The sequence below is a fragment of the Rheinheimera sp. A13L genome (genome assembly GCF_000217935.1).
Lineage (GTDB): Bacteria > Pseudomonadota > Gammaproteobacteria > Enterobacterales > Alteromonadaceae > Pararheinheimera.
On the sequence record NZ_AFHI01000072.1, the window covers coordinates 38,169 to 58,926 of the forward strand.

The 20,758-nt window shown below is 46.5% G+C and carries 20 protein-coding genes and 1 riboswitch; of the genes, 14 read left to right on the forward strand and 6 right to left on the reverse strand.

The genetic code is table 11. The features are described 5' to 3' along the window. The first annotated feature begins 8 nt into the window (after positions 1-8). From RHEIN_RS19685 to RHEIN_RS19695, 3 genes are all read left to right on the forward strand, one after another. A complete protein-coding gene (locus RHEIN_RS19685; protein ID WP_008900743.1) occupies positions 9-320 on the forward strand; it encodes a DUF3630 family protein in 312 nt (103 codons plus the stop codon). Then, positions 317-3,199, forward strand: coding sequence for an EAL domain-containing protein (locus RHEIN_RS19690; protein WP_008900744.1), 2,883 nt, complete (start codon positions 317-319; stop codon positions 3,197-3,199). Before RHEIN_RS19685 ends, RHEIN_RS19690 begins: the two co-directional genes overlap by 4 nt. Positions 3,200-3,325: 126 nt before the next feature. After that, on the forward strand, positions 3,326-3,928 hold the full coding sequence (locus tag RHEIN_RS19695) for a YkgJ family cysteine cluster protein (RefSeq protein ID WP_008900745.1): 603 nt from the start codon (positions 3,326-3,328) through the stop codon (positions 3,926-3,928). Here the strand turns inward: RHEIN_RS19695 and RHEIN_RS19700 are convergent. From RHEIN_RS19700 to RHEIN_RS19710, 3 genes are read right to left on the reverse strand one after another with little or no spacing between them, the layout of a single operon-like run. Continuing rightward, positions 3,914-4,303: a hypothetical protein gene (locus RHEIN_RS19700; RefSeq protein ID WP_008900746.1), complete on the reverse strand. Its 390-nt coding sequence runs from the start codon at positions 4,301-4,303 to the stop codon at positions 3,914-3,916. The genes RHEIN_RS19695 and RHEIN_RS19700 overlap by 15 nt on opposite strands. A gap of 42 nt (positions 4,304-4,345) precedes the next feature. After that, a complete protein-coding gene (locus RHEIN_RS19705; RefSeq protein ID WP_008900747.1) occupies positions 4,346-5,749 on the reverse strand; it encodes a sigma-54-dependent transcriptional regulator in 1,404 nt (467 codons plus the stop codon). Further along, positions 5,742-7,616, reverse strand: coding sequence for a sensor histidine kinase (locus RHEIN_RS19710; RefSeq protein ID WP_040555517.1), 1,875 nt, complete (start codon positions 7,614-7,616; stop codon positions 5,742-5,744). The genes RHEIN_RS19705 and RHEIN_RS19710 overlap by 8 nt, the downstream gene beginning before the upstream one ends. Before the next feature lie 303 nt (positions 7,617-7,919). On the opposite strand from RHEIN_RS19710, the gene RHEIN_RS19715 reads away from it, so the two are divergent. The 4 genes from RHEIN_RS19715 (at position 7,920) to RHEIN_RS19730 (ending at position 11,692) form a co-directional block, all read left to right on the forward strand. Continuing rightward, positions 7,920-9,359, forward strand: coding sequence for a cytochrome ubiquinol oxidase subunit I (locus RHEIN_RS19715; protein WP_008900750.1), 1,440 nt, complete (start codon positions 7,920-7,922; stop codon positions 9,357-9,359). Beyond that, positions 9,359-10,402 carry a cytochrome d ubiquinol oxidase subunit II gene (gene cydB, locus RHEIN_RS19720; RefSeq protein WP_008900751.1) on the forward strand — a complete coding sequence of 348 codons (1,044 nt, stop codon included), beginning with the start codon at positions 9,359-9,361 and terminating at the stop codon, positions 10,400-10,402. Before RHEIN_RS19715 ends, cydB begins: the two co-directional genes overlap by 1 nt. 301 nt (positions 10,403-10,703) lie before the next feature. Continuing rightward, positions 10,704-11,021 (forward strand): hypothetical protein, encoded by a 318-nt coding sequence (locus tag RHEIN_RS19725; RefSeq protein ID WP_008900753.1) that lies wholly within the window; start codon positions 10,704-10,706, stop codon positions 11,019-11,021. 110 nt (positions 11,022-11,131) lie between these two features. After that, positions 11,132-11,692, forward strand: a complete 561-nt coding sequence (locus tag RHEIN_RS19730) for a CBS domain-containing protein (RefSeq protein WP_008900754.1) — start codon at positions 11,132-11,134, stop codon at positions 11,690-11,692. Between the two features lie 431 nt (positions 11,693-12,123). Here RHEIN_RS19730 and RHEIN_RS19735 read toward each other — a convergent pair whose 3' ends face one another. Next, positions 12,124-12,516, reverse strand: a complete 393-nt coding sequence (locus RHEIN_RS19735) for a GIY-YIG nuclease family protein (protein ID WP_139056517.1) — start codon at positions 12,514-12,516, stop codon at positions 12,124-12,126. 407 nt (positions 12,517-12,923) lie between these two features. Here RHEIN_RS19735 and RHEIN_RS19740 point away from each other — a divergent pair, with 407 nt between their 5' ends. Further along, entirely contained in the window at positions 12,924-13,196 is a 273-nt protein-coding gene (locus RHEIN_RS19740) for a hypothetical protein (RefSeq protein ID WP_008900756.1), read from the forward strand. Positions 13,197-13,241: 45 nt separating this feature from the next. Here RHEIN_RS19740 and RHEIN_RS19745 read toward each other — a convergent pair whose 3' ends face one another. Then, positions 13,242-14,084, reverse strand: coding sequence for an SMP-30/gluconolactonase/LRE family protein (locus RHEIN_RS19745; protein ID WP_202797850.1), 843 nt, complete (start codon positions 14,082-14,084; stop codon positions 13,242-13,244). A 35-nt stretch (positions 14,085-14,119) separates the two neighbouring features. After that, positions 14,120-15,631 (reverse strand): FAD-binding oxidoreductase, encoded by a 1,512-nt coding sequence (locus tag RHEIN_RS19750; protein WP_008900758.1) that lies wholly within the window; start codon positions 15,629-15,631, stop codon positions 14,120-14,122. A 213-nt stretch (positions 15,632-15,844) separates the two neighbouring features. Between RHEIN_RS19750 and RHEIN_RS21400 the strand changes: the two genes are divergently transcribed. The 6 genes from RHEIN_RS21400 (at position 15,845) to thiS (ending at position 20,757) form a co-directional block, all read left to right on the forward strand. Then, positions 15,845-16,447 (forward strand): M23 family metallopeptidase, encoded by a 603-nt coding sequence (locus RHEIN_RS21400; RefSeq protein WP_008900759.1) that lies wholly within the window; start codon positions 15,845-15,847, stop codon positions 16,445-16,447. Positions 16,448-16,625: 178 nt separating this feature from the next. Further along, the gene (locus RHEIN_RS20810) at positions 16,626-16,784 is read left to right on the forward strand and encodes a type II toxin-antitoxin system RelE/ParE family toxin (protein WP_083826353.1); all 159 of its coding nucleotides are present in this window, start codon (positions 16,626-16,628) and stop codon (positions 16,782-16,784) included. Between the two features lie 20 nt (positions 16,785-16,804). Beyond that, positions 16,805-17,080 carry a helix-turn-helix domain-containing protein gene (locus RHEIN_RS19760; RefSeq protein ID WP_008900760.1) on the forward strand — a complete coding sequence of 92 codons (276 nt, stop codon included), beginning with the start codon at positions 16,805-16,807 and terminating at the stop codon, positions 17,078-17,080. 209 nt (positions 17,081-17,289) lie between these two features. Then, positions 17,290-17,405: riboswitch (TPP riboswitch) on the forward strand. A gap of 115 nt (positions 17,406-17,520) precedes the next feature. After that, entirely contained in the window at positions 17,521-19,473 is a 1,953-nt protein-coding gene (gene thiC, locus RHEIN_RS19765) for a phosphomethylpyrimidine synthase ThiC (protein ID WP_008900761.1), read from the forward strand. Then, the gene (locus RHEIN_RS19770) at positions 19,470-20,552 is read left to right on the forward strand and encodes an FAD-dependent oxidoreductase (RefSeq protein WP_008900762.1); all 1,083 of its coding nucleotides are present in this window, start codon (positions 19,470-19,472) and stop codon (positions 20,550-20,552) included. Before thiC ends, RHEIN_RS19770 begins: the two co-directional genes overlap by 4 nt. Continuing rightward, a complete protein-coding gene (gene thiS / locus RHEIN_RS19775) occupies positions 20,545-20,757 on the forward strand; it encodes a sulfur carrier protein ThiS (protein WP_008900763.1) in 213 nt (70 codons plus the stop codon). Before RHEIN_RS19770 ends, thiS begins: the two co-directional genes overlap by 8 nt. Position 20,758: the final 1 nt, after the last annotated feature.

The following is a 20,758-nucleotide window of genomic DNA, read 5'->3' on the forward strand; positions in this document are numbered from 1 at the left end:
GAAGCTCTATGAATAAAAACCTAACCAACAGTTTTATAGTGCAAATCGAACAAAAACAGCTGTTGCTGACCCCTTTATGGCCAATGCGATTTGAACAGGTACAGCAGTGCAAGCTGTGGTTTGAACAAAACTCAATCCGAACCGGCACTTTATCTTACGGCGCAGACAGGGTAGAACTAGGTTTAAGTTTCGTTAATGAAACTTTCACATTTTGTTATGAAGACTATAGCGAAAGTTTTTGGGTGACGGCTGACAGTGCAGGCAGCGCTATGTTACTGTCAGAATTAGCAAAAGAATTCAGTAATTTGAGGATCGGATGACGGCAAAACTTCAGCATGTATTAAAGCTATGGTGGCTGATGCTGCTGATGTTCTGCGGCAATGTTTTTGCTTTTCATGCTCAGGTGAATCACTTTGATAAACAGCTTAGCCGTCAGGAATTAGGGCCTGCGCTGTATTTTCAACAAAGCCACAAAGCCTTGCCACTGGAAGAGCTGATATTTGACCCCGAGCGCCATCATGCTTTTCGTCTGATCACAGAATACAAAAAGTCGCTGCAAAGTGCCGATCAGGCGTTATGGTTATTTACCCGTTTACACTACAAAGGCCAAACACCTGTTCAGACTGTGCTGCATTATGATTTTCCGCTGGCCGATCTGGTGCAAGTGTACAGCTACAACAGAGAAAAAAATGATCTGCAGCTGTTAAGCAGCACAGGCGCTTCGGTGCCTTTTTATCAGCGCGCTCTGGCTTACCGCAGTTTCGCATTTCCAATCAACTTTGAACCAGGCCAGGAACTTGATCTCTTTATCAAGGTTCAGGATGCAGCAGTGGCGCCAGTGCAGCTGACTTTATGGCAGCACAATAATTTTGTGCTGGACCAGCTGTATAAAAATATTCTGGATGGCCTGTTGTGTGGTGTTTTATTGCTGATGGCTATCTACAACCTGTTTTTGTTTTTTTCAGTGCAACAGCGGCTGTATTTGTATTATTCAGGCTTTTTTATCAATTGCGCTCTGGTTTTGGCCATTTTAAATGGCCTGGCTTTTGCGATGCTTTGGCCCGACTATCCGGAAATTAATCAGGCTATTTTGTATGTGGCAGCCGGAGCAACTTACACTTGCCTGACCCTGTTCAGCTGGCATGTCCGTAAACAACAAGGTGGAATACTGGGGCGTTTTGGTTTTTATTTATGTCTAATAAGCGCCTTGTTATTACTATTTAGCCCACTTTATACCAATAACCAATTGCGTTTCTGGGGCTTGTTGGTGGTAACTGCTTTATGTTTAGGTGTGAACACCCTGTTTGCCTTGATGCACGCTATTAAAGGCGACCGTACCGCCAAAACCTTTGCCTTAGGATGGGCATTTTTCTTTGGTTGCATAGTCGTACTGGCTTTGTCCCAAATTGGTTATTTACCCACAGCTCAGGCCTGGCACTATTTGTTGCTGATGGCTGTGATGGGCAGCATGGCACTGATGAGCTTCAGCTTGCTGCAAAATATCAAAGGCACTCAACAACAAAGTCAGGATCATCAGCGTCTGGCGAATGCGCATTTGCAGCAGTATTACGATATTTATCACAACGCTGTTGAAGGTATGTTTACCAGCACTCTGCAGGGCCAATTAATTACCGCCAATCAGGCTTTGCTGACTATGCTGGGTTATCAAAATTTGCAGCAAATGCAGCAGGATGTCGCAAAATCCAGTATGGCGCGTTATTACGCCAACCCGGAAGACAGAGCGCAGATGCTGAAACAACTGCAGTTAGGTGACAATAAGAATTTTGAAATCAGAGGTTTACGCTCCGACGGTTCGGCGTTCTGGGCTTTAATGTCGGCCAGGCTGGCAGAAGGAGATGGCGTCCAAAGTGCTTATGTACATGGCTCTATAGTCGATATCACAGCCCACAAACAAAACACTGAACAACTGGCTTATCTGGCCACTCACGACCCTCTGACCTCTTTGTACAACAGACATTATTTTATAGAGCAGCTGGAACTGGCGTTGCGGTCTGAGCATAAAGCCACTTTGCTTTATCTGGACATAGATCAATTTAAACTGATCAACACCACCTGCGACCACAGAGCAGGTGACGCCTTGTTATGCCAAGTCAGTAATCAAATGCAAAGAGTACTGGATAACAGAGGTATTTTAGCCCGGCTGGAAAGTGACGAATTTGTGGTGCTGCTGCCGTATTTAACCAGCAATGAAGCTTTTGCTATTGCCCGTCAGTTGCTGGACACAGTGAAAGAATTCCGTTTTATCTGGCAGGACAGCGTGTTCAGTATCAGTGTCAGTATTGGTCTGGCAGAAAACTCAGACGGCAATAAAAGTACTGAACATTGGTTAAAACAAGCAGACTCAGCCTGTTTTGTGGCCAAAGAAAAAGGCCGTAACCGTATTCATATGTTTAATGCCAATGACGAAGAGCTGCAACGGCATCAATCTGAAATTCAGTGGTTAAAAACCTTACGACAAGCACTGGAACAAGATAATTTTGTGCTTTTTATGCAGCCTATAGCTGCAATTCAGCAAGCTCAGCCGGGTTTGCATTATGAGCTGTTATTGCGTTTATCTTTACCGGATCAGGGGCTGATAGCACCAGGCAATTTCTTAAGCTCGGCAGAACGTTACGGCTTGATGCCACAAATAGACCGCTGGGTGATCCGCAACTATTTCCGCTGGCTGGCCCAACAACCTGCTCATTTGGCGGAACTGGGTTTAGCCAATATCAATTTATCCGGTGCTTCATTAACAGACCCGCTGTTTAAAGCTTATGTAGCTTCGTTGTTTCGTGAATACCGAATTCCTTTTGCCAAGGTCTGCTTTGAAATCACCGAAAGTATGGCGATTTTAAATGTGCATCAGACACTGGATTTTATTTCCCATTTCCGCACTTTAGGCTGTAAGTTTGCTTTAGACGACTTTGGCAGTGGTTTTTCCTCTTATGGTTATCTGAAAAACTTCCCCGTCGACTTTGTCAAAATTGACGGCAGCTTTGTCCGCGATTTGCTGATCGACCCATTTGATTGCGCCATAGTGCAGTCTATTCACGATATTGCCAGGGCTATGAAAATCCAAACAGTAGCCGAATATGTTGAAAACATGGAGATTTGTCACAAACTGACAGAGATGGGAATAGACTTCGCCCAAGGCTACGGCATCGCCAAACCCCGCCCCTTATATCAACAAGAATAAAACCAGCAACAATCCCCATGTTCAGCAGCCAAAGTATATTTTTTGCGCCCTATTGCTGAGTCTCAATCGCTGTCATTACAATAGCGCCCCGCCCCAGTGGGGTTTTGCTGTTTGTTCGGAGAACCTATGCAGCAGCTGCTTGCAGTCACTTCTGAGTTAATGATCCTCAACGACGAAATTGCTCAAACTTATAGTGGTTACCAGAACGATCGTAAGCTGTTTTGCCGCACTGGCTGTGGTGAATGTTGTCTGCATCCGGGCATTGAAGCCTCAGTGCTTGAAATGTTGCCTTTAGCACTTTATTTACACGAACAAGGCACAGCAGAAAGCACCCTCGAAGCCTTACAACAACACGAGCAGGAGAGCTGTTTTTTTTATCAGCCCTCTTCAGCAGATCGTAAAAGCGGCCACTGTGGTATTTATGCCTACAGACCTGCTGTATGCCGTATGTTTGGTGCTGCAGGTTACCGCGGCCGCCAGGGCGAAGTCTTGCTGTCGATTTGCAAAGTGATACGTGCAGATGAACCTGCAGCTGTGATGGCAGCAGAACTCAGTCTGACGATTGAAGTTCCACCTATGATGATGAACCACAAAGCCCAAATTGCTCAGTTGGACTACGAACTCAGTAAACAGAATATGCCAATTAAAGATGCGGCCGCAGCAGCACTGGAAAAAGTGCTGACTAAAGCCTGGTATGCAGACATGGCTGGTTTTTCAGAGCCGTTGTAAAAATTGTTTGGCGTAAGTCAGGGCTGTATCTGTGTGGCTAAAATGTTGTGGCTTGTGGGAATGCTGGTATTTCATTTCCAGCAGTTGCTGCTGTATAGGGTTTAAGCCAATATAACAGCGCAATACACAGCCGTGTTGGTCTTCCCAAGCACTGAAATCAGTCATCAGACTGATCGCATCCGGAGTCGACAGTTCCCAGCTTTGCATATCCATGACTCGGGCCCATTTTTTACCGGCAAAACCCTGTACCAGGGATTTCAATTCCTCTATCAGCAGCTCTGAACCTTCTTTATTCCAGGCTCCCTGAATTTCGCATAACAGCACTTCACCATAGGGTGTAACACTGAATTTGCCATGGGCAATAAAATCGGTCATAGCTCGCACTCCTTTTGGCTAACTACTTGAGTATAGGCAACTTTAATCATCACCCACATCTGTCAGGCCATAACGCTCAATTTTTTTCAGTAAACCCTGTCGCGAAATGCCCAAAATACGGGAAGCCTGACTCTTATTGCCTTTATGTTGTGCCATGGCCTGCTGAATTAAACGTATCTCCAGCGCTTTGACCTGTTCATCCAGACTACTTAAATCAGCTCCGGGCAAGAGTTCGCTTTCTGTTGCCGTGCTTTGATGCTCCAGATGCAGCAGCTGAATATCTGCAACCCGGATCACACCTTGCTGAGCTATAGCAGCGACACTTTCCAGCGTATTCTTTAACTCACGTACATTACCTGGCCAGTGTTTTTGCAAAAACCAGCTGATAGCCGCCGATTCCAATTGCAGCTTGTGGCCATACTGCTGGCTAAGTTGCTCCAGAAAAAACTGGATCAGCAAAGGAATATCTTCCCGCCGCTCATCTAAGGCCACTGTTTCTATAGTGACCCCTTTGATGCGGTAATACAGATCTTCACGGAACTTACCTTGTTTGACTAAATCCGGCAGATTGGCGTTAGTGGCCGACACTAAACGGATATCGATTTTTTGCTGCTCGCGCCCACCCACAGGGTAAAAAGTACCTTCCTGCAATACCCGTAATAATTTCACCTGCATCGCCAACGGCATTTCACCAATTTCATCCAGAAACAAAGTGCCGCCATCCGCCAGTTTTAATAAACCCTGACGATCTTTATCTGCACCGGTAAAAGCGCCTTTGATATAACCAAATAACTCACTCTCCAGCAGTTCAGCCGGAATCGCACCACAATGAACAGACACAAAAGCTTTGCCAGCGCGTGGACTTAGCTCATGCAAAGCCCGTGAAATCACTTCTTTGCCCGTCCCTGAAGGCCCAGTCACCAGCACCCGCACTTCAGTGGGCGCTATACGCTGCACTAAGGTACGAACTGTTTCCATATGCCGCGAATGACCAGCTAACTTCGGCAAAAAAATATGTTGCTGTAAACCTTGCTTTAACTGACTCAGCTCTTTTTCCAGCTGATGTTTAGTAATGGCGCGCTTGACCACTACAGCCAATAATTCCGGATCTATGGGTTTGGCAATAAAGTCCCATGCGCCCTGAGCTATAGCCTGCAACGCCAGTTCCCGCTCAGCATGACCCGTTAAAATAATCACAGGCCTGCTGGAGAATTCAGGCACAGCAGCCAGCGTATGGGCAGGGTCAAACTGCGGAGGCAACGCCAGATCCAATAAAATTAAGTCGGCATCAAACTGCTGCAATTTAGTACGGGTTTCTTCCAGACTGGCAGCGCCAGCCACCTGATAACCTTGTTGCTGTAAAAAGCGCTCGGCTAACAAACGAAAGGCCGGTTCATCATCGACAATTAAAATGCGCGCCTGTGCAGGCGTTATTGCGCTAAACATAAGGAGTATCCTTGGGAAACAGAAGTTCAAAACTGACAGGCCAGCCCAAATCAGTGCGGAAACTGATCTGGCCCTGATGGGCATCCATAATACGTTTTACTATGGCTAAACCTAAACCACTACCACCGCTACGTTTGCTGATAAAAGGCCGGAATAACAATTCAGTGGTTAAACTGGCATCCAAAGCCGGGCCATTGTTATGCACTCTGAGCTGAATTTGCTCGCTGGTCTGTGTTACTTCAATCAGTAAAGACGCATTGGCCTGATTACGTAAAAAAGCATTGGCGTTATCGAACAAATTTAAAAACACCTGCTGCACTCTGTGCTGGTCTGCCCGCAGCATCAAACCAGCTGGTACCCGAAGTTCCAGTTGCACCTGTTGCCAGTCAAACTGCTGCAACAAGCTTTGCAACAAAGGTTCCAGTTCAATCTGACTGTATTGCAACTGTAACCGGCCTGAGTACACCAGCATATCGGAAATCAGCCGGTCAGCTCTTTTCAGTTGCTGCTGAATATGACCACGCAGTTCAGCATCCACACCGGCGGATGCCATTGAAATAATATTCAGCGGGTTACGCAACTCATGCGCCATAGAAGCGGCCAAAGCGCCCATTTCCACCAGATGTTGCTGCGACAACTGTTGCTTTTCAGCTTCTGCCAGTTGCAACGATTGCGCCAGTAACTCACAGCTGCTGCCAAGCAAAGAACCAAAGACTTCAGCCATTAAACGTATGCCAGGTGTCATATCATCCCAGCCCAACAACTGCACTTGCCATTGACCTTGCTGCATATAACAGCGCAGTTTCAGCTGACTTTCCTCACCTGCAACAACCGCAGCTAATTCCACCTGCACCTTTTGCGACAGGGTCTGCGACAACAACTCACCTGCGGTTTGACTCAATTGGGTCCAGTTCTGACATTGCCCCAATTGCTGCCGCCAGGTGCTGATCAACAGCTGATCTAAAATGGCACCAGGGTAAATCAAGCGTTCAGCCAGTTTAGCTACAGGCCGGTAACAAGCTGCTGTTAACAACAACACCAGACTGGAATACAACCACAACTGCCAGCCTGGTACATTCGCCAGTGCCTGCATGCCCAACTGGCCAAAAATCGAGCTAACCAGCGCCATCAACAACAGCAATAACAAGGACATAACCAGCCAAAGCAAGGCTCTGTTGGCCAGCGCATTCACCGCCAGCATCTGATAACGTACTACGCCATAAACCAGTAACACCGGATAGCTGGGCAACAACAACATAGGATAAGGAAACCAGTCCAGCCCAAAGGAAGGGAAAACCACAGGGGTCGCCAGCAATAAACCCCAGCCGCCAGCCAAAAACATCGCCACTATAGAACGTTTTTTATTACCCTGATGATAACGCCAGCCGTACCACAAGACGGCATGGGCTAATACGCCCAGAACCACTGTGTAGAGCAGATTTAAAAAACCATAAGAATGAAAAACAAAAACCTGGCCCAAAGCAGTACTTTGCAGCACATCACCAGCATCAAGGCTCCAGCTCAGCAACACCACTAGCGAGGTCAGAAAATATAACCAGCCAATATGGCGACGAGCCCAGCCTAGCCAAGGGGCTTTTACCTGATCCTGTTCAACAAAACGCAACGCAAAATGCAGAAAAAAGGTCGGCATCAAGGGATTAGCCAATAATAAATAGCGGCCTAACTGCGGTTCATTATGTAATACAAAAATATGACCCAGACACCAGAGCGCCATCATGGCACCAAAGCCAGCAAGGCCTGCCAGCGTGCGCTGATAACGCGAATGCCACCATAACCAACCCGACATCAACGCAGCACAAGCACTGGTGACTAACATCATCAGCTCAAAAGCTAAAATCAAATCCACAGTTTACCGTCAACTTAGTTATCACCACTTTGGCTTTAAAGCGTAAACAAAGTTAACACCGCCTGCAAACACTAAATTTTATTCATTTAAAATCATAGCGTTACAAACACATGAAATTATGGCCTGATTCTGGCACTACAAAGCTAAGCAGCCTGAATGCTGCATAACTTGTCAACAAAGAGAACACTATGCCTGACCTGTCTATTTTTGCGGCCGAACTGCTAACCATGTTGCTGTTGTTATCTGTTGCGCTTGCGCCTGCGGTGCTAAGCCGGATCAAAACGTCTAAAGACTGAGGTAGTTATGGAACTTGATGTCAGTATTCTATCCCGGCTCCAGTTTGCTTTTACGGTAAGCTTCCATATTATTTTTCCTTCTATCACCATAGGTTTAGCCACGCTGATTGCGATCTGGGAAGGCTTATGGCTGAAAACCGGCAATCCGCAGTATCTGCAACTGGCTAAGTTCTGGATTAAGCCTTTTGCCATTACCTTTGGTATGGGGGTGGTGTCCGGCATTGTTTTGTCTTATGAGTTTGGCACCAACTTCTCCAAATTTTCCGAAATGGCCGGTGCAGTGATTGGGCCTTTAATGGCCTATGAAGTGCTGACAGCCTTTTTCCTTGAGGCTGGCTTCTTAGGTGTGATGTTATTTGGCTGGCAACGTGTCAGCGCTAAAATGCACTTTTTCGCCACAGTCACAGTAGCAGTAGGCACCTGGATCTCTGCGTTCTGGATTATTGCAGCCAATTCCTGGATGCAAACCCCACAAGGGCATCAGTTTGTTGATGGCAAATTTGAAGTCGTCAGCTGGATGGAAGTAATTTTTAACCCTTCGATGCCTTACCGCTTTTTCCATATGTTATTAGCCGCTTTTATCACCGCCACTTTTGTGGTGATGGCCACTCATGCCTGGTATTTGCGTAAAGGCCAACATATAGATTTTGGCCGCAAAGGTTTGTCTATGACCTTATGGATAGCTTTGGTGTTGACCCCGCTGCAAGCCTGGGTGGGTGACTTACATGGCTTAAATGTGAAAGAACACCAACCGGTGAAACTGGCGGCTATGGAAGGAATTTGGGCAGAAAAAGAAGCCAATGTACCGCTGTTATTATTTGCTTTACCCGATATGAAAGCTGAAAAAAATCACTATGAAGTTGCAGTGCCAGGATTGGCCAGCTTGATACTGACGCACAGCTGGGATGGCGAGTTGCAAGGCTTAAAATCAGTGCCTGCAGCCGACAGACCTAATGTGCCTATGGTGTTTTTCAGCTTCCGCGTTATGGTCGGTATTGGCATGCTGATGATAGGCGTTGCGCTGCTGGGCGCTTATCTGCGCTGGCGTGGCACTTTGTATCAAAGCAACTGGTTCCTCTGGCCTGTCAGCTTTATGGCTCCTACAGGCATTATCGCCGTATTAGCGGGCTGGTATGTGGTTGAGATTGGTCGTCAGCCCTGGATTATTTATGGTTTGGTTCGTACCAGTGAAGTGGTCAGCCCTTTGCCTGCTGAACGGGTGCTGTTTTCGCTGACCTTGTTTGTACTGACCTACAGCTTGCTGTTTGGCGTGTATCTGTACTTTATGCGTAAGCTGATTAAAAAAGGCCCGGCGCCCGTCGATCATCTGCAACAACAACGTATAGGCGTAAAAGCTTCAGGTTATGCGCTGTCTTTTACCAAAACCTTAGCCACTGATGCTGAAACATCAAACTCCCCTGCCACTGATCCAAAAGGAGCCAACTAATGGAGCTGGAACTGAGTGTAAGCCTGTTTTATCTATTGCTGCTTGGCTTTGCCATTCTGATGTATGTGCTGCTGGATGGTTTTGACTTAGGCATGGGTATTTTGTATCCCTGGTTTAACAGTGACGCTGAACACGATCACCTGATGCGTTCTGTCGCTCACGTCTGGGATGGCAACGAAACCTGGTTGGTGTTTGGTGGCGTCATATTATTTGGTGCCTTCCCGGCCGCTTACGCCGCTATTGCCTCTACTTTTTATCTGCCAATAGTGCTGATGTTGATAGGCTTGATTTTCCGTGGTGTGGCTTTTGAATACCGTTTTAAATCAGACACGTCAAAGAAATACTGGAACACAGCTTTTGCTATAGGTTCGAGCTTAGCCGCCTTTTGTCAGGGCCTGATGCTGGGCACTTTAGTACAAGGTGTACCAGCGGATTTTATTGATCAGTCCAGTTTCAGCTGGCTTAGTCCTTTCAGCTTATTTTGTGGTTTAGCTGTAATGGCGGGTTATGCCCTGCTGGCCTGTTGTTATCTGGTGATGAAAAGCCGTGGCGAGTTGCAGCACAAAGCAGCCCGTTATGGCCAGCGTTTACTATTGATTGTGATGTTATCCATGCTGCTGGTCAGTCTCTGGACTGTCTGGATTGAACCTCAAATAAGGGTTCGTTGGTTTGGCGGCTGGCACGCTTTATGGTTAATCCCACTGCCTCTGTTGTCGGTGCTTGCCGCCCGTTTATTATTCCGCGACTTAGGCCGGGTGAACCGCTGCCATCAGGCGGAAACAGCAGTGCAGCAACGTCATGAAGCCAGGCCGTTCTGGCTGGCTGCAACCTTGTTCTTGCTGGCTTTTGTAGGCTTACTAATCAGCGTATTCCCTTACCTGTTGCCACGACAATTAACCTATCTGGAAGCCGCCGCGCCTGACAGCAGCCTGATGTTTATGCTGCCCGGCATCTTTATTTTTTTACCTCTTATTTGTGCTTACACTTTATGGGGCTATAAAATTTTTGCCGGAAAAATCGAAGATTATCAGGAGGGTTACTGATGAAATGGTTAAATAAACTTTCCCAGGGTCAGTGGTTTGTGGTGCTGTACCTGACTGGTTTTTTAACTTTACTGTTGATCGCCTGGCTGTTAAAACAGGGCATGAAGTTTTTATAAAGCGCTAAAAAAATCAACAGTTTTCACTTGCTCGACCGCAGGTTTTTATTGATCTGACACAAGGAAAGTGTCGATCAATAGCTTCACCTTTATCACTTTTTTCATTTTTTATTTGCATTTTAAAAAACAACGCTGCTATAGTCAGGCAAAGACCAAGCTGTATTGGTTCTTACCGGGCGCGAAAAATGAAGTATTTAAGTTTTATCGCAGTGTTGTTTTACCTGAGTTTGCTGTTTCCTTCAGCAGGCCATTCTGCGTCCAGCAGTTGGGTAGACTTACAGCAAGCGAATAAAAACTTCACTGTGGCTCTGGTAGCCTCAGCCCCTCATTCCAATGCCGACTCTACAGAAACTTCAACTGATGATGATAAAAGCGCAGTTTGCCGGAATAGCTTTGCATTTCCTGTAGCTCAGAATCGTTTTTATCAGCAGCCAGATACCCACTTCAATAAAGCGCAGCAAAGCTGTTATGCAGCGCGCGCACCACCCTCGCACCTCTCTTAATTCATTGAAATAGTCAGAGTTTCAGGCTTCATTGCCATAGATCTGACGACATCCATTGATTGTATTGATATCCGGTTCGCTGCCTCTGAGCGGACTGATGAGAGGTTTCTATGAAAAAGTTAAATTTATTCAACGTTGATGTAATAGATCATTTAGTTCAGCCTGCTGAATTTGCCGAAGCTACTTTAAATTCAGCAGCACTGGACTTCCTGTCTGATTTTAAAACCAACAGCCCAATGATGATTGATGCCGGTACCTGTGCTGTCGAAGCAGAGGACATGATGAATCATGAGCATAGCAAGTTAAAACTGGTGATAGACGCCAATCAGGAAATGATTGGTTTAATCAGCTACGAACAGTTGTCTATCCAGAATGTGCTGCAACGTTTAGGCAAAGGTGTAAATCGCACTGATTTAACAGTGGCAGATTTAATGCGTCCACGCGACAAAATCAAAGCCCTGGCTTATCAACAAGTGAAACACTGCTCTATCGGCGATGTGCTAAATACTCTGCAACACAATGGTGAGCAGTATTGTTTAGTCATTGATACCGAGTCTCACCATATTCGGGGAGTGATATCCGCAAGTGATATCGCCAGCCGTCTGCATATTCCGGTTCATATTGAAAAAGCACCGACTTTTTTGAATATTTTTGACCGTATGTATGCCTGATCGACCTTTGCCGTGCCGCAGTAGCAGCACGGCAAAGATGTTTTCTTCTGGTTTTCCCCGTTTCGTATTCATTCCCGCGGAACGGGGTTTTGAAAGCCGCCACAGAGTATAGGTACCTCCAAAGACCTCTCTCTGTCAGGTCTCCTGGTTTATGGCGGCATTTTCCACACCACAATCATCAGTACCTCCAAAGACCTGCTTCCACACTGTCGGTTATTCCGATTTATGGCGGCATTTTCCACACCACAATCATCAGTACCTCCAAAGACCTGCTTCCACACTGTCGGTTATTCCGATTTATGGCGGCATTTTCCACACCACAATCATCAGTACCTCCAAAGACCTGCTTCCACACTGTCGGCTATTCCGATTTATGGCGGCATTTTCCTCTACAACAAATGCAGATACCTTCAGAGCTCAACTTTCATCCGCTAGTCTCGCCATTCTCTCTTACAGACTGCTGCAAGTGGTTTATAAGAGCGTTGAACATTTAATGTATTTGCATTACTGTCAAATCGATATAAATGGCGGAACAAGCCTTCAAGTTCTTCTATTTCAACATCAGTGATGTTGTCCCAAACTTCAAAAGCGGAAAAATGACTCCATAGGCCTTCCTTAGATTTTAAATGAGATTCCAAGCGCTCCTTAATACTTCTTCTGGCCATTCCAACGTAAACGACGTCATAATGATGAGAATCATCATTTTTGAAGCCTCTGCGTTTATAAAGAACGTAGATACCTCGAACACCTTTATCAATACAGGTAAGTTCTTCTGAGGGTACATATTCTGTAGCGTTTTTGATTAATCGTAATTCACTCTTCACTGCTTGATAATCCTTTAAGCCTGATATTTGGGAGTGTGCCGAGTTGCGGTTAACAGTGGATCCTGCCAAAGAAAATTGTCTCAACACATAAAATTTGGACCAAGAGTACAACATTAGGTGTTCTCTTCAGACCAGGTTCTAAGTTAATCAAATTTACCTAAAACAGCAACTCATTATAAGCAAACTATAAAAGTGACTAGCCTTTTAATCATGCCGGAGAGTAATCCACACTCGCCCATGTGCTTTTGGCCTGACAACTCCACAGTTCTGATTTTTTCTTATGTATAAAGGACTCAACGTAAATCGCTTATTTAACTCTGTCCCACATCTCATAAATTCACTAAAGCTTTCCCGATCACAGCAGATATATAAGCATCAGGTTTAACTGCTTTTGAAGGGAGACAGAAATGAACGAAGCCAGCCGCTTACAAAGAATGCGTGAACTTGGAGTAAGGCTCCAGGAATTGCGTTTGCTGCCTTCGCATTCGGTCAACTCTTATGCAGGAGCAGCTATTAACTTTTTGTTCCAGAATTATCAAATTGAAAAACCTGCAGGTGCGCCTTTAGATGTCACCTTACGAGCTTTGGCCGCAGGTTTAGCCGTAAAACATAAAATGGTAACCCGGCCTGATCCGGACAAAGTGATCGACTTTTTCTGCCGCCATTATCAGGTGCATTAAGCACAGCTCATTCCGGATAAAGCTGCTGAAAAGCAGCTTTTTGCATTAAAGCTTAATCAGCTCCACAGCACCACGTTTTTGCATAGTGACATACAACAAGCTTGGATCTTTTTGCGAAAAAGTGACGTTGGTCGGAAACTCTCCTTTTAACTTGTATTCTTTCAGTAATGTGCCGTCAGGGCTTACTTTGGCAACCACACCTTTGCCATAACGGGCTATATAAAGATTACCTGTTGCATCGCAGCGCATGCCGTCTAAACCAAAGTCAGGGAACTGGATCAACAGCCTTTTATTGCTGGCGTTCAGTTTTTTATCCAGATCATAAACCCAGACTCTGCGCTGCGCGCTTTCATTAACATAAAGTCTGGTCTGGTCAGGGCTGATTTCCACCCCATTGGTGGTGCCCATCTCTGCTTCAACCAGACTGGAGCTGCCGTCTGTTTCAATACGCCACAACTGGCCTTTGCGGTTTTTCCAGTCCGGATCGCTGGCGAAAATCACGCCGTTGTTGGCTATGGTTAAGTCATTAGGCTGAAACATCAAAGGTTGATGGGCATGTAATTGCAGCTGCTTTCCGTCATAACGCCAGATATTATGGCCTGTGTAATCGGCTATATACATCAGACCTTTTTGATCAAAACGTATGCCGTTACCAATGCTGCCTTTAGGTAAAGTCAGAGCTAAGCTCACTTCACCTTCAGGGCTGACTTTGCCTATAGTGCCCTCAACGCCATAATTTACGGCATACAGATAGCCGTCTTTATCTGTGGCCGGGCCTTCAATAGCGGCATGAAAAACACCATCAGCTACAAAATCTGTACTGTCGATCTGATGTTCAGCCACCAGGTTAAAAGCCGACAGAGTTAATGACAAAAATAATAAATTCAATGCCTTACACTTCATTTTTTGATATCCCTCTTAGTTCAGGCTGGTGTGATGCCTTGAGCAAACCGCAGTAACTGCTGTGGATCGTAACGGCCTTTGAGTTGCTGTAGTTTGCTGTAATGACCAGCATAATAAGCATCAGACCAGTTTTTAAGCAAAGCGTCTGTGTAATTTAAATAAGCACCACCTGTGCTGTAGGGCTGCATTACAGAACGCATCTGATTGACCCAAAGCGCGGCACTTTGCAGTAAAGTTTCATCAGTACCCACAGGGTAACTCACCATATACTGGGCACAAAATACTGCATCTCTGTGCACAAAAGCAGTTTGATCTGTAGCTACTGAACGGATTGCACCGCCCATCAGCGTTAATAAAATACCGCCTGAAAGTCCTTGTTGCTGACGTAACTGCACCTGTTCCAGCAAAGCCGTTAAACCAGCCTGATTAATAGACCGATTAAAAAAGTCCGAACTACCGGCCATAGCAGTGCGGTTGAGTTTGGCCTGCTCCGACTGATGCGGCAGTTTGCATTCAGGCATCTCCAACCCATCACAATCACTGAGCATAAAATCCCGGTATGGATGCAAAGCCACTTCCTGGGTCAGCGGCTCTACCTTCAAAAGCTGCAACCAATTTTGCCATAATTGCTCTGCCTGCTCAGCTAAGCCTAAACTGGTCAGCCGTATTTGCACCACCGGTTCACGCTTTGTGTCGCCGCGCCACCATAAAGCAACTTGCGACCATAGCTGTTCTGGTAACTGCTGACTCCAGTTTTGCCAGGCACTCAGCACAGGCAACGCATCTTTCAGTGCAAAAGAAGCCCTGCAACTTAAGATATCGCTGCTGGCAAAGGTTTGAAATTTAAAGCGGGTGACTATGCCAAACTGGCCACCACCACCACCTTTTAAGCCCCAGAATAAATCAGTATTTTGCTGCTCACTGCAATACAGCACTTTGCCATCTACTGTGACTACTTCTGCCTCCAGCACCGCATCGCAGGTTAAGCCATACAAGCGGTCGGCAATGCCAAAACCGCCACCCTGAGTTAAACCAGCAATACCCACACCTACACAACTGCCAGCAGGAATGGAGCGGCCTTTTTGACTAAGCTGGTCGTACACATCCCCTAATTTAGCTCCGGCGCCAATCCAGGCCGTATTATCTTCTGGCTGAAACTGAATATCGGCCATCAAAGCCAAATCCAGCAAAATAACCTGAGTACTGGAGTAACCCGCATAATTATGACCACCACTACGGCCTGTAATGGGCAATTGATAACGGCGGGCAAAAGCTAAAACCAGCTGCACATCGGCCCTGGTGGCACAACGCGCTATCACAGCAGGAATAACAGAGTCGTAACGGGAATTGGCCGCTTTATAAAAACGATTGAAGCCAGCATCTGCTGGAAATAATAACTGGCCGGAAAAACTGGCTTTCAGCTGCTGCCAGTCAGTAGCTTCAGGCAAAGCTAGGGCTGGGCTGAACTGGCAACCAGAGACTGTAGCTAAAGCAGCGGCACTGCTTAAAGTTAAAAAATGACGTCTGTCCACAGGCTAGTCTTTTTCAAAATGGCACACCGCAGGCAAATTAGCATAAATTGCTGGGATCTTCTTGTGGCTGAGTTGAAATGATAAATAAAGGTTATAAAACAGCTATCAGCACAATGAAATCTGAGTTTTCCCTAAATAGAAATTATTTTGTAACCAGATTTAAACCTTCAACCTTAATATTGCGACTAAGCTATTTTACCCTGGATAAAATTGATGAAAAAACTATTTATAATCAACGCATTACTTCTGGCATCCACCATGGCTTGCGCTCAGCCAGAAGTTGATTGCGCTGTTTACCCTGAGCAGCAAAGCTCCCCTTATCTATTGCCTTATCAGGTGGGGGAAGCCTTTCCCGTCGTAGTTTCGACTGGTCATTACCGGGCATCAAACCAGGGTGTTGGTCTTTATGCTATCGACTTTGATATGCCCATAGGCACAAAAATAGTGGCCTCAAGATCTGGTGAAGTAGTGGCTGTGCGGGAAAGATTTCATGATGGTAACGGCAAAGATTTAGAAGAAAACTACGTTTTTATCCGCCATAGTGACGGCACCATAGCGCGCTACTTCCACCTGACTCACAACGGTGCTTTAGTGAACGAAGGAGATAAAGTAAAAGCTGGCGACCTTATCGCTATCAGTGGTGATACGGGCCAGACATTAAGCCAGCACTTACATTTTGATGTGCAGCAATGTGGCCCCAACCTGCCACCTGGCTATAACAAACTACCCTGCGGCCAAACCATACCAGTCACTTTTAAAAACACCACAAACCATAATTGCGGTTTAGAGGCAGGTGTTAGCTACAAAGCCTTGTAGTTTTGGTGCTGTTGGACGCTGGGTCATCAGCGTCCATAAGCTGCTTAAGGCTGTAAGGTCATTCCATGGAATAAACTGCGCTTGATGGCTAAAACCTTGCTCCATTTTACAATGAAAGATTCTGTTAAGACCTATTCGGTATATTGTCGCAAGGGGATAGCACAACTAAACTTAGTCTCTGGGTGATGACTTATTTGAAATACGGGCTAAAGCCAAGGAAGGCATTGGGCGTGGCTTATTTTGTTACTTAAAAGGCAAGCATATCTATGTGTTGCATGCCTTTGTAAAAAAATCGCAAAAAACGCCCAAAAATGAGCTGGAACTTGCTCGCGAATGACAAAAAGAGGTTCAACATTGATGAGTCTGCAAAAACTTAAACAACGTGCTTTAGACAATCCTGAAGTGAAAGCTGAATACGAGCAGTTGGAAGCTGAATTTAACTTTATCGATCAACTCCTCTCCATGCGCACTAAGGCCGGGCTCACGCAAGAACAGGTTGCACAAAGTATGCAGACACAAAAGAGCAATATCAGCCGCTTAGAAAAAGGGAACTCCAACCCCAGCTGGTCTACGCTGGTGAAATACGCCCATGCTTGTGGTTTTGAGTTTTCGATTAAGTCGCATAAAATCTAAACATTTCTCCTGCTCCAGAAGGCTTTGTTTGAACCTTCACAGTAAAACAATGCTCGGGATAAACCCGCCCCCTACGTTTTTCAATCCACTTTTGGCGAAATTTTAAGCTAGCATTACCACAAATTAGCCCACAGAAAACACAAGTCCGAAACAAAGCATTCACCAATTTCCCCTTGCCGCCTGGAAAAAAGCTGTTTATGCTGGCCGCACTTAGCTTGTCGGAGTGCTGCACAAACCTTGTTTGTCAGCTGAGACCGCCCTTGGGCGGAATCCGTGGAACCTGAACAGGATAATACCTGCGGAGGGAAACAAGAGCGCTAATAGCGGCGGTGATCCGTCTGCCTGTTGGCGCACTCATTCGGCTCATCTGTTGATGGCTGTCCACGCTTTTCCCAAGCTCTGTTGAAAATTAACTATTTAATTATTTCATCGGAGTTTATATGTCAGAAAATCAAAACCGTCGCGCCACCCGTGCTGCCGCCGAACAATTTATTCAGCAGTTTCAGGGCCAGCCTTATCCGGCCAGCCGCAAGGTCTATATCGAAGGCGAATTGCCCGGCGTTAAAGTGGGCATGCGTGAAATTGAACTGCAGCCCAGTTTAATTGGCGGCACCAAAGACAAGCCTTTATTTGCGCCTAATACCCCGGTTCGGGTGTACGACACATCAGGTCCCTATTCCTGCCCTGATGCCAAAATAGATATCCGTAAAGGTTTGCCAGCCCTTCGTACCGACTGGATTAAAGATCGAGACGACACGGATTTGGTCACCGATTTTGGTTCTGTGTACAGCAAAGAACAATGGCTGGATGAAAGCCTGCAAAGCTTAAGATTTGAAGCTTTGACAGAAAGACGTAAAGCCAAAGCAGGTGTGGCTGTGACTCAACTGGCTTATGCCCGCCGGGGCATTATTACGCCGGAAATGGAATACGTGGCTATTCGGGAAAACTTAAGCCGCGCTAACCTGGCAGCAGCCACTGAAGCACGAACCCAGCATCCGGGCCAGAGTTTTGGTGCCAATTTACCCACACAAATTACCGCTGAATTTGTCCGCCAGGAAATAGCGGCAGGCCGTGCCATTTTGCCTGCCAATATCAATCACCCTGAAATTGAACCTATGATTATTGGCCGTAACTTTCTGGTGAAGGTGAACGCCAATATCGGTAATTCAGCGGTTAGTTCGTCCATTGAAGAAGAAGTGGAAAAGCTGCTGTGGGCCACCCGTTGGGGCGCAGATACTGTGATGGATTTATCCACTGGCCGTTATATTCATCAAACCCGCGAATGGATTATCCGCAACAGCCCTGTGCCTATTGGTACTGTGCCTTTGTATCAGGCACTGGAAAAAGTAGGTGGTATAGCCGAAGACTTAAGCTGGGAATTATTCCGCGACACCTTAATTGAGCAGGCCGAACAAGGGGTGGATTATTTTACTATTCACGCCGGAGTACGCTTAGCTTATGTGCCTATGACGGCCAAACGCCTGACCGGCATAGTGTCACGTGGTGGTTCTATTATGGCCAAATGGTGCCTGGCGCATCATCAGGAAAACTTTTTATATCAACACTTTGACGATATCTGCGACATTATGCGCGCTTACGATATCAGCTTTAGTTTGGGTGATGGCCTGCGCCCTGGCTCTATAGCCGACGCCAATGACGAAGCACAGTTTGCCGAGCTTAAAACCTTAGGCGAACTGACCCATCGCGCCTGGGCTAAAGATGTGCAGGTGATGGTGGAAGGCCCTGGCCATGTGCCTATGCAGCTTATTCGTGAAAATATGCAGTTGCAGCTGGAATACTGTGCCGAAGCGCCTTTTTACACTTTAGGCCCACTGACCACAGACATAGCGCCGGGTTACGATCATCTCACTTCAGCCATTGGTGCTGCTCAGATTGGCTGGTATGGCTGCGCTATGCTTTGTTATGTCACGCCAAAAGAGCATTTGGGTTTACCTGATAAAAACGATGTAAAAGAAGGCATGATTGCCTACAAAATTGCAGCCCACGCCGCCGATTTAGCCAAAGGCCATCCGGGCGCACAAATTCGGGATGATGCGTTATCCAAAGCCCGTTTTGAGTTCCGTTGGCAGGATCAGTTTAATTTAAGTTTAGACCCTGAACGCGCCCGCTCTTACCACGACCAAACGCTGCCGCAAGAATCCGGCAAAGTGGCACACTTTTGCTCTATGTGTGGCCCTAAGTTTTGCTCGATGAAAATCAGTCAGGATGTGCGCGACTACGCTGCCAGTATTGAGGTGAAACAGCTGGATACAGAGCAGCAACAAGCAGAAATGCAGAAAAAGGCGCAGCAGTTCCGCCAGTCTGGTGCAGAGCTTTATCATGGCTCGGATAAAACACTGGCGGACCAAACAACTGAAGAACCTGTGCTATGAGCCAAACGCTGCTGATCCTCGGTGGCGGTTTAATAGGGCGTTTATCTGCTTTGGCTTTGTCCGCCCCCGGGCTTTGGCCAAAGCCAGCCCGTATCCGCCTGCTGGAAAAGGGTAGTTTCACTGCTACTCCAACCATGTATCAAAACAGTGCTGCAGTTGTCGCTGCCGCTATGTTATCGCCTTTGGCTGAGTCTGTGCTTTTGGAGCAGGATTTGGTCGAACTGGGTTATCGCAGTATGCAGCTTTGGCAACAGCTGCAACAGCAGTTGCCGGATTTTGGCCTGCAACAACAAGGGGCTTTGTTGCTGGCACATCCGCAGCAACAGCATTTGTTGCTACATCTGGTCAGCCAAATTAAAGCTCAGCCTGAATACAAAGCTAAATGGCTGAATAAAACCGAACTGAAAGAACTTGAGCCTTCATTAGCCGGGCGTTTTCAGCATAGTTGTTATTTGCCGGGCGAAGGTCAGTTAGATAATCAGGCTTTTTTAAAGCATTCCCTGCAGCTGTTGCAACAACGTGGTGTATCGCTGGAAGCTCAATCTCCTGTTGAGTTTAAAGGCGATCACCTCTGGTGTAATGGCAAGTTGCAACAAGCTGATCTGGTAATTGATTGCCGTGGTTTAGGCGCGTCCACTGAATTGCCACAATTAAGGGCTGTGCGAGGTGAAGTACTGAGAGTGAAAGCACCAGCAGTAAAATTAAGCCGACCTGTGCGGTTATTCCACCCCCGTTATGCGCTTTATATAGCACCCAAAGGTGAAGGTATTTTTGTGGTGGGCGCTACAGAGCTGGAATCGGCCGATCAATCCGGCCCTTCGGTGCGTTCGACACTGGAACTGTTATCGGCTTTGTATTCAGTAGACCCTGCTTTTGCCGATGCGGAAATTTTAAGTCTACAAGCATCGGCCCGCCCTGCTTTGCCAGATAACAGACCTGCTATTCACCAGCAGCCCGGCCTGATCCGGGTCAACGGTTTATACCGTCACGGTTATTTATTAGGCCCGGCTTTGGCTGAACAAGTGGCCCAACTGGCTTTGCTTCAATTCAGTGAGACTAAGGAGCTATGTTATGGCTGAAGTGACTGATACAACACTGAATATCTGGCTGAATGGCAAAGCCGAAACGCTGACATCCGGGGAGCTTATCGATTTATTACCTCGTTTTAAATCCCCTTTTGCTGTGGCGTTAAATGGCCACTTTATTGCAGCAGTTCAGTATCCGGGCACCCAGCTTAAAGCCGGTGATCAACTGGATATCGTTAGCCCTATAGCCGGAGGTTAAG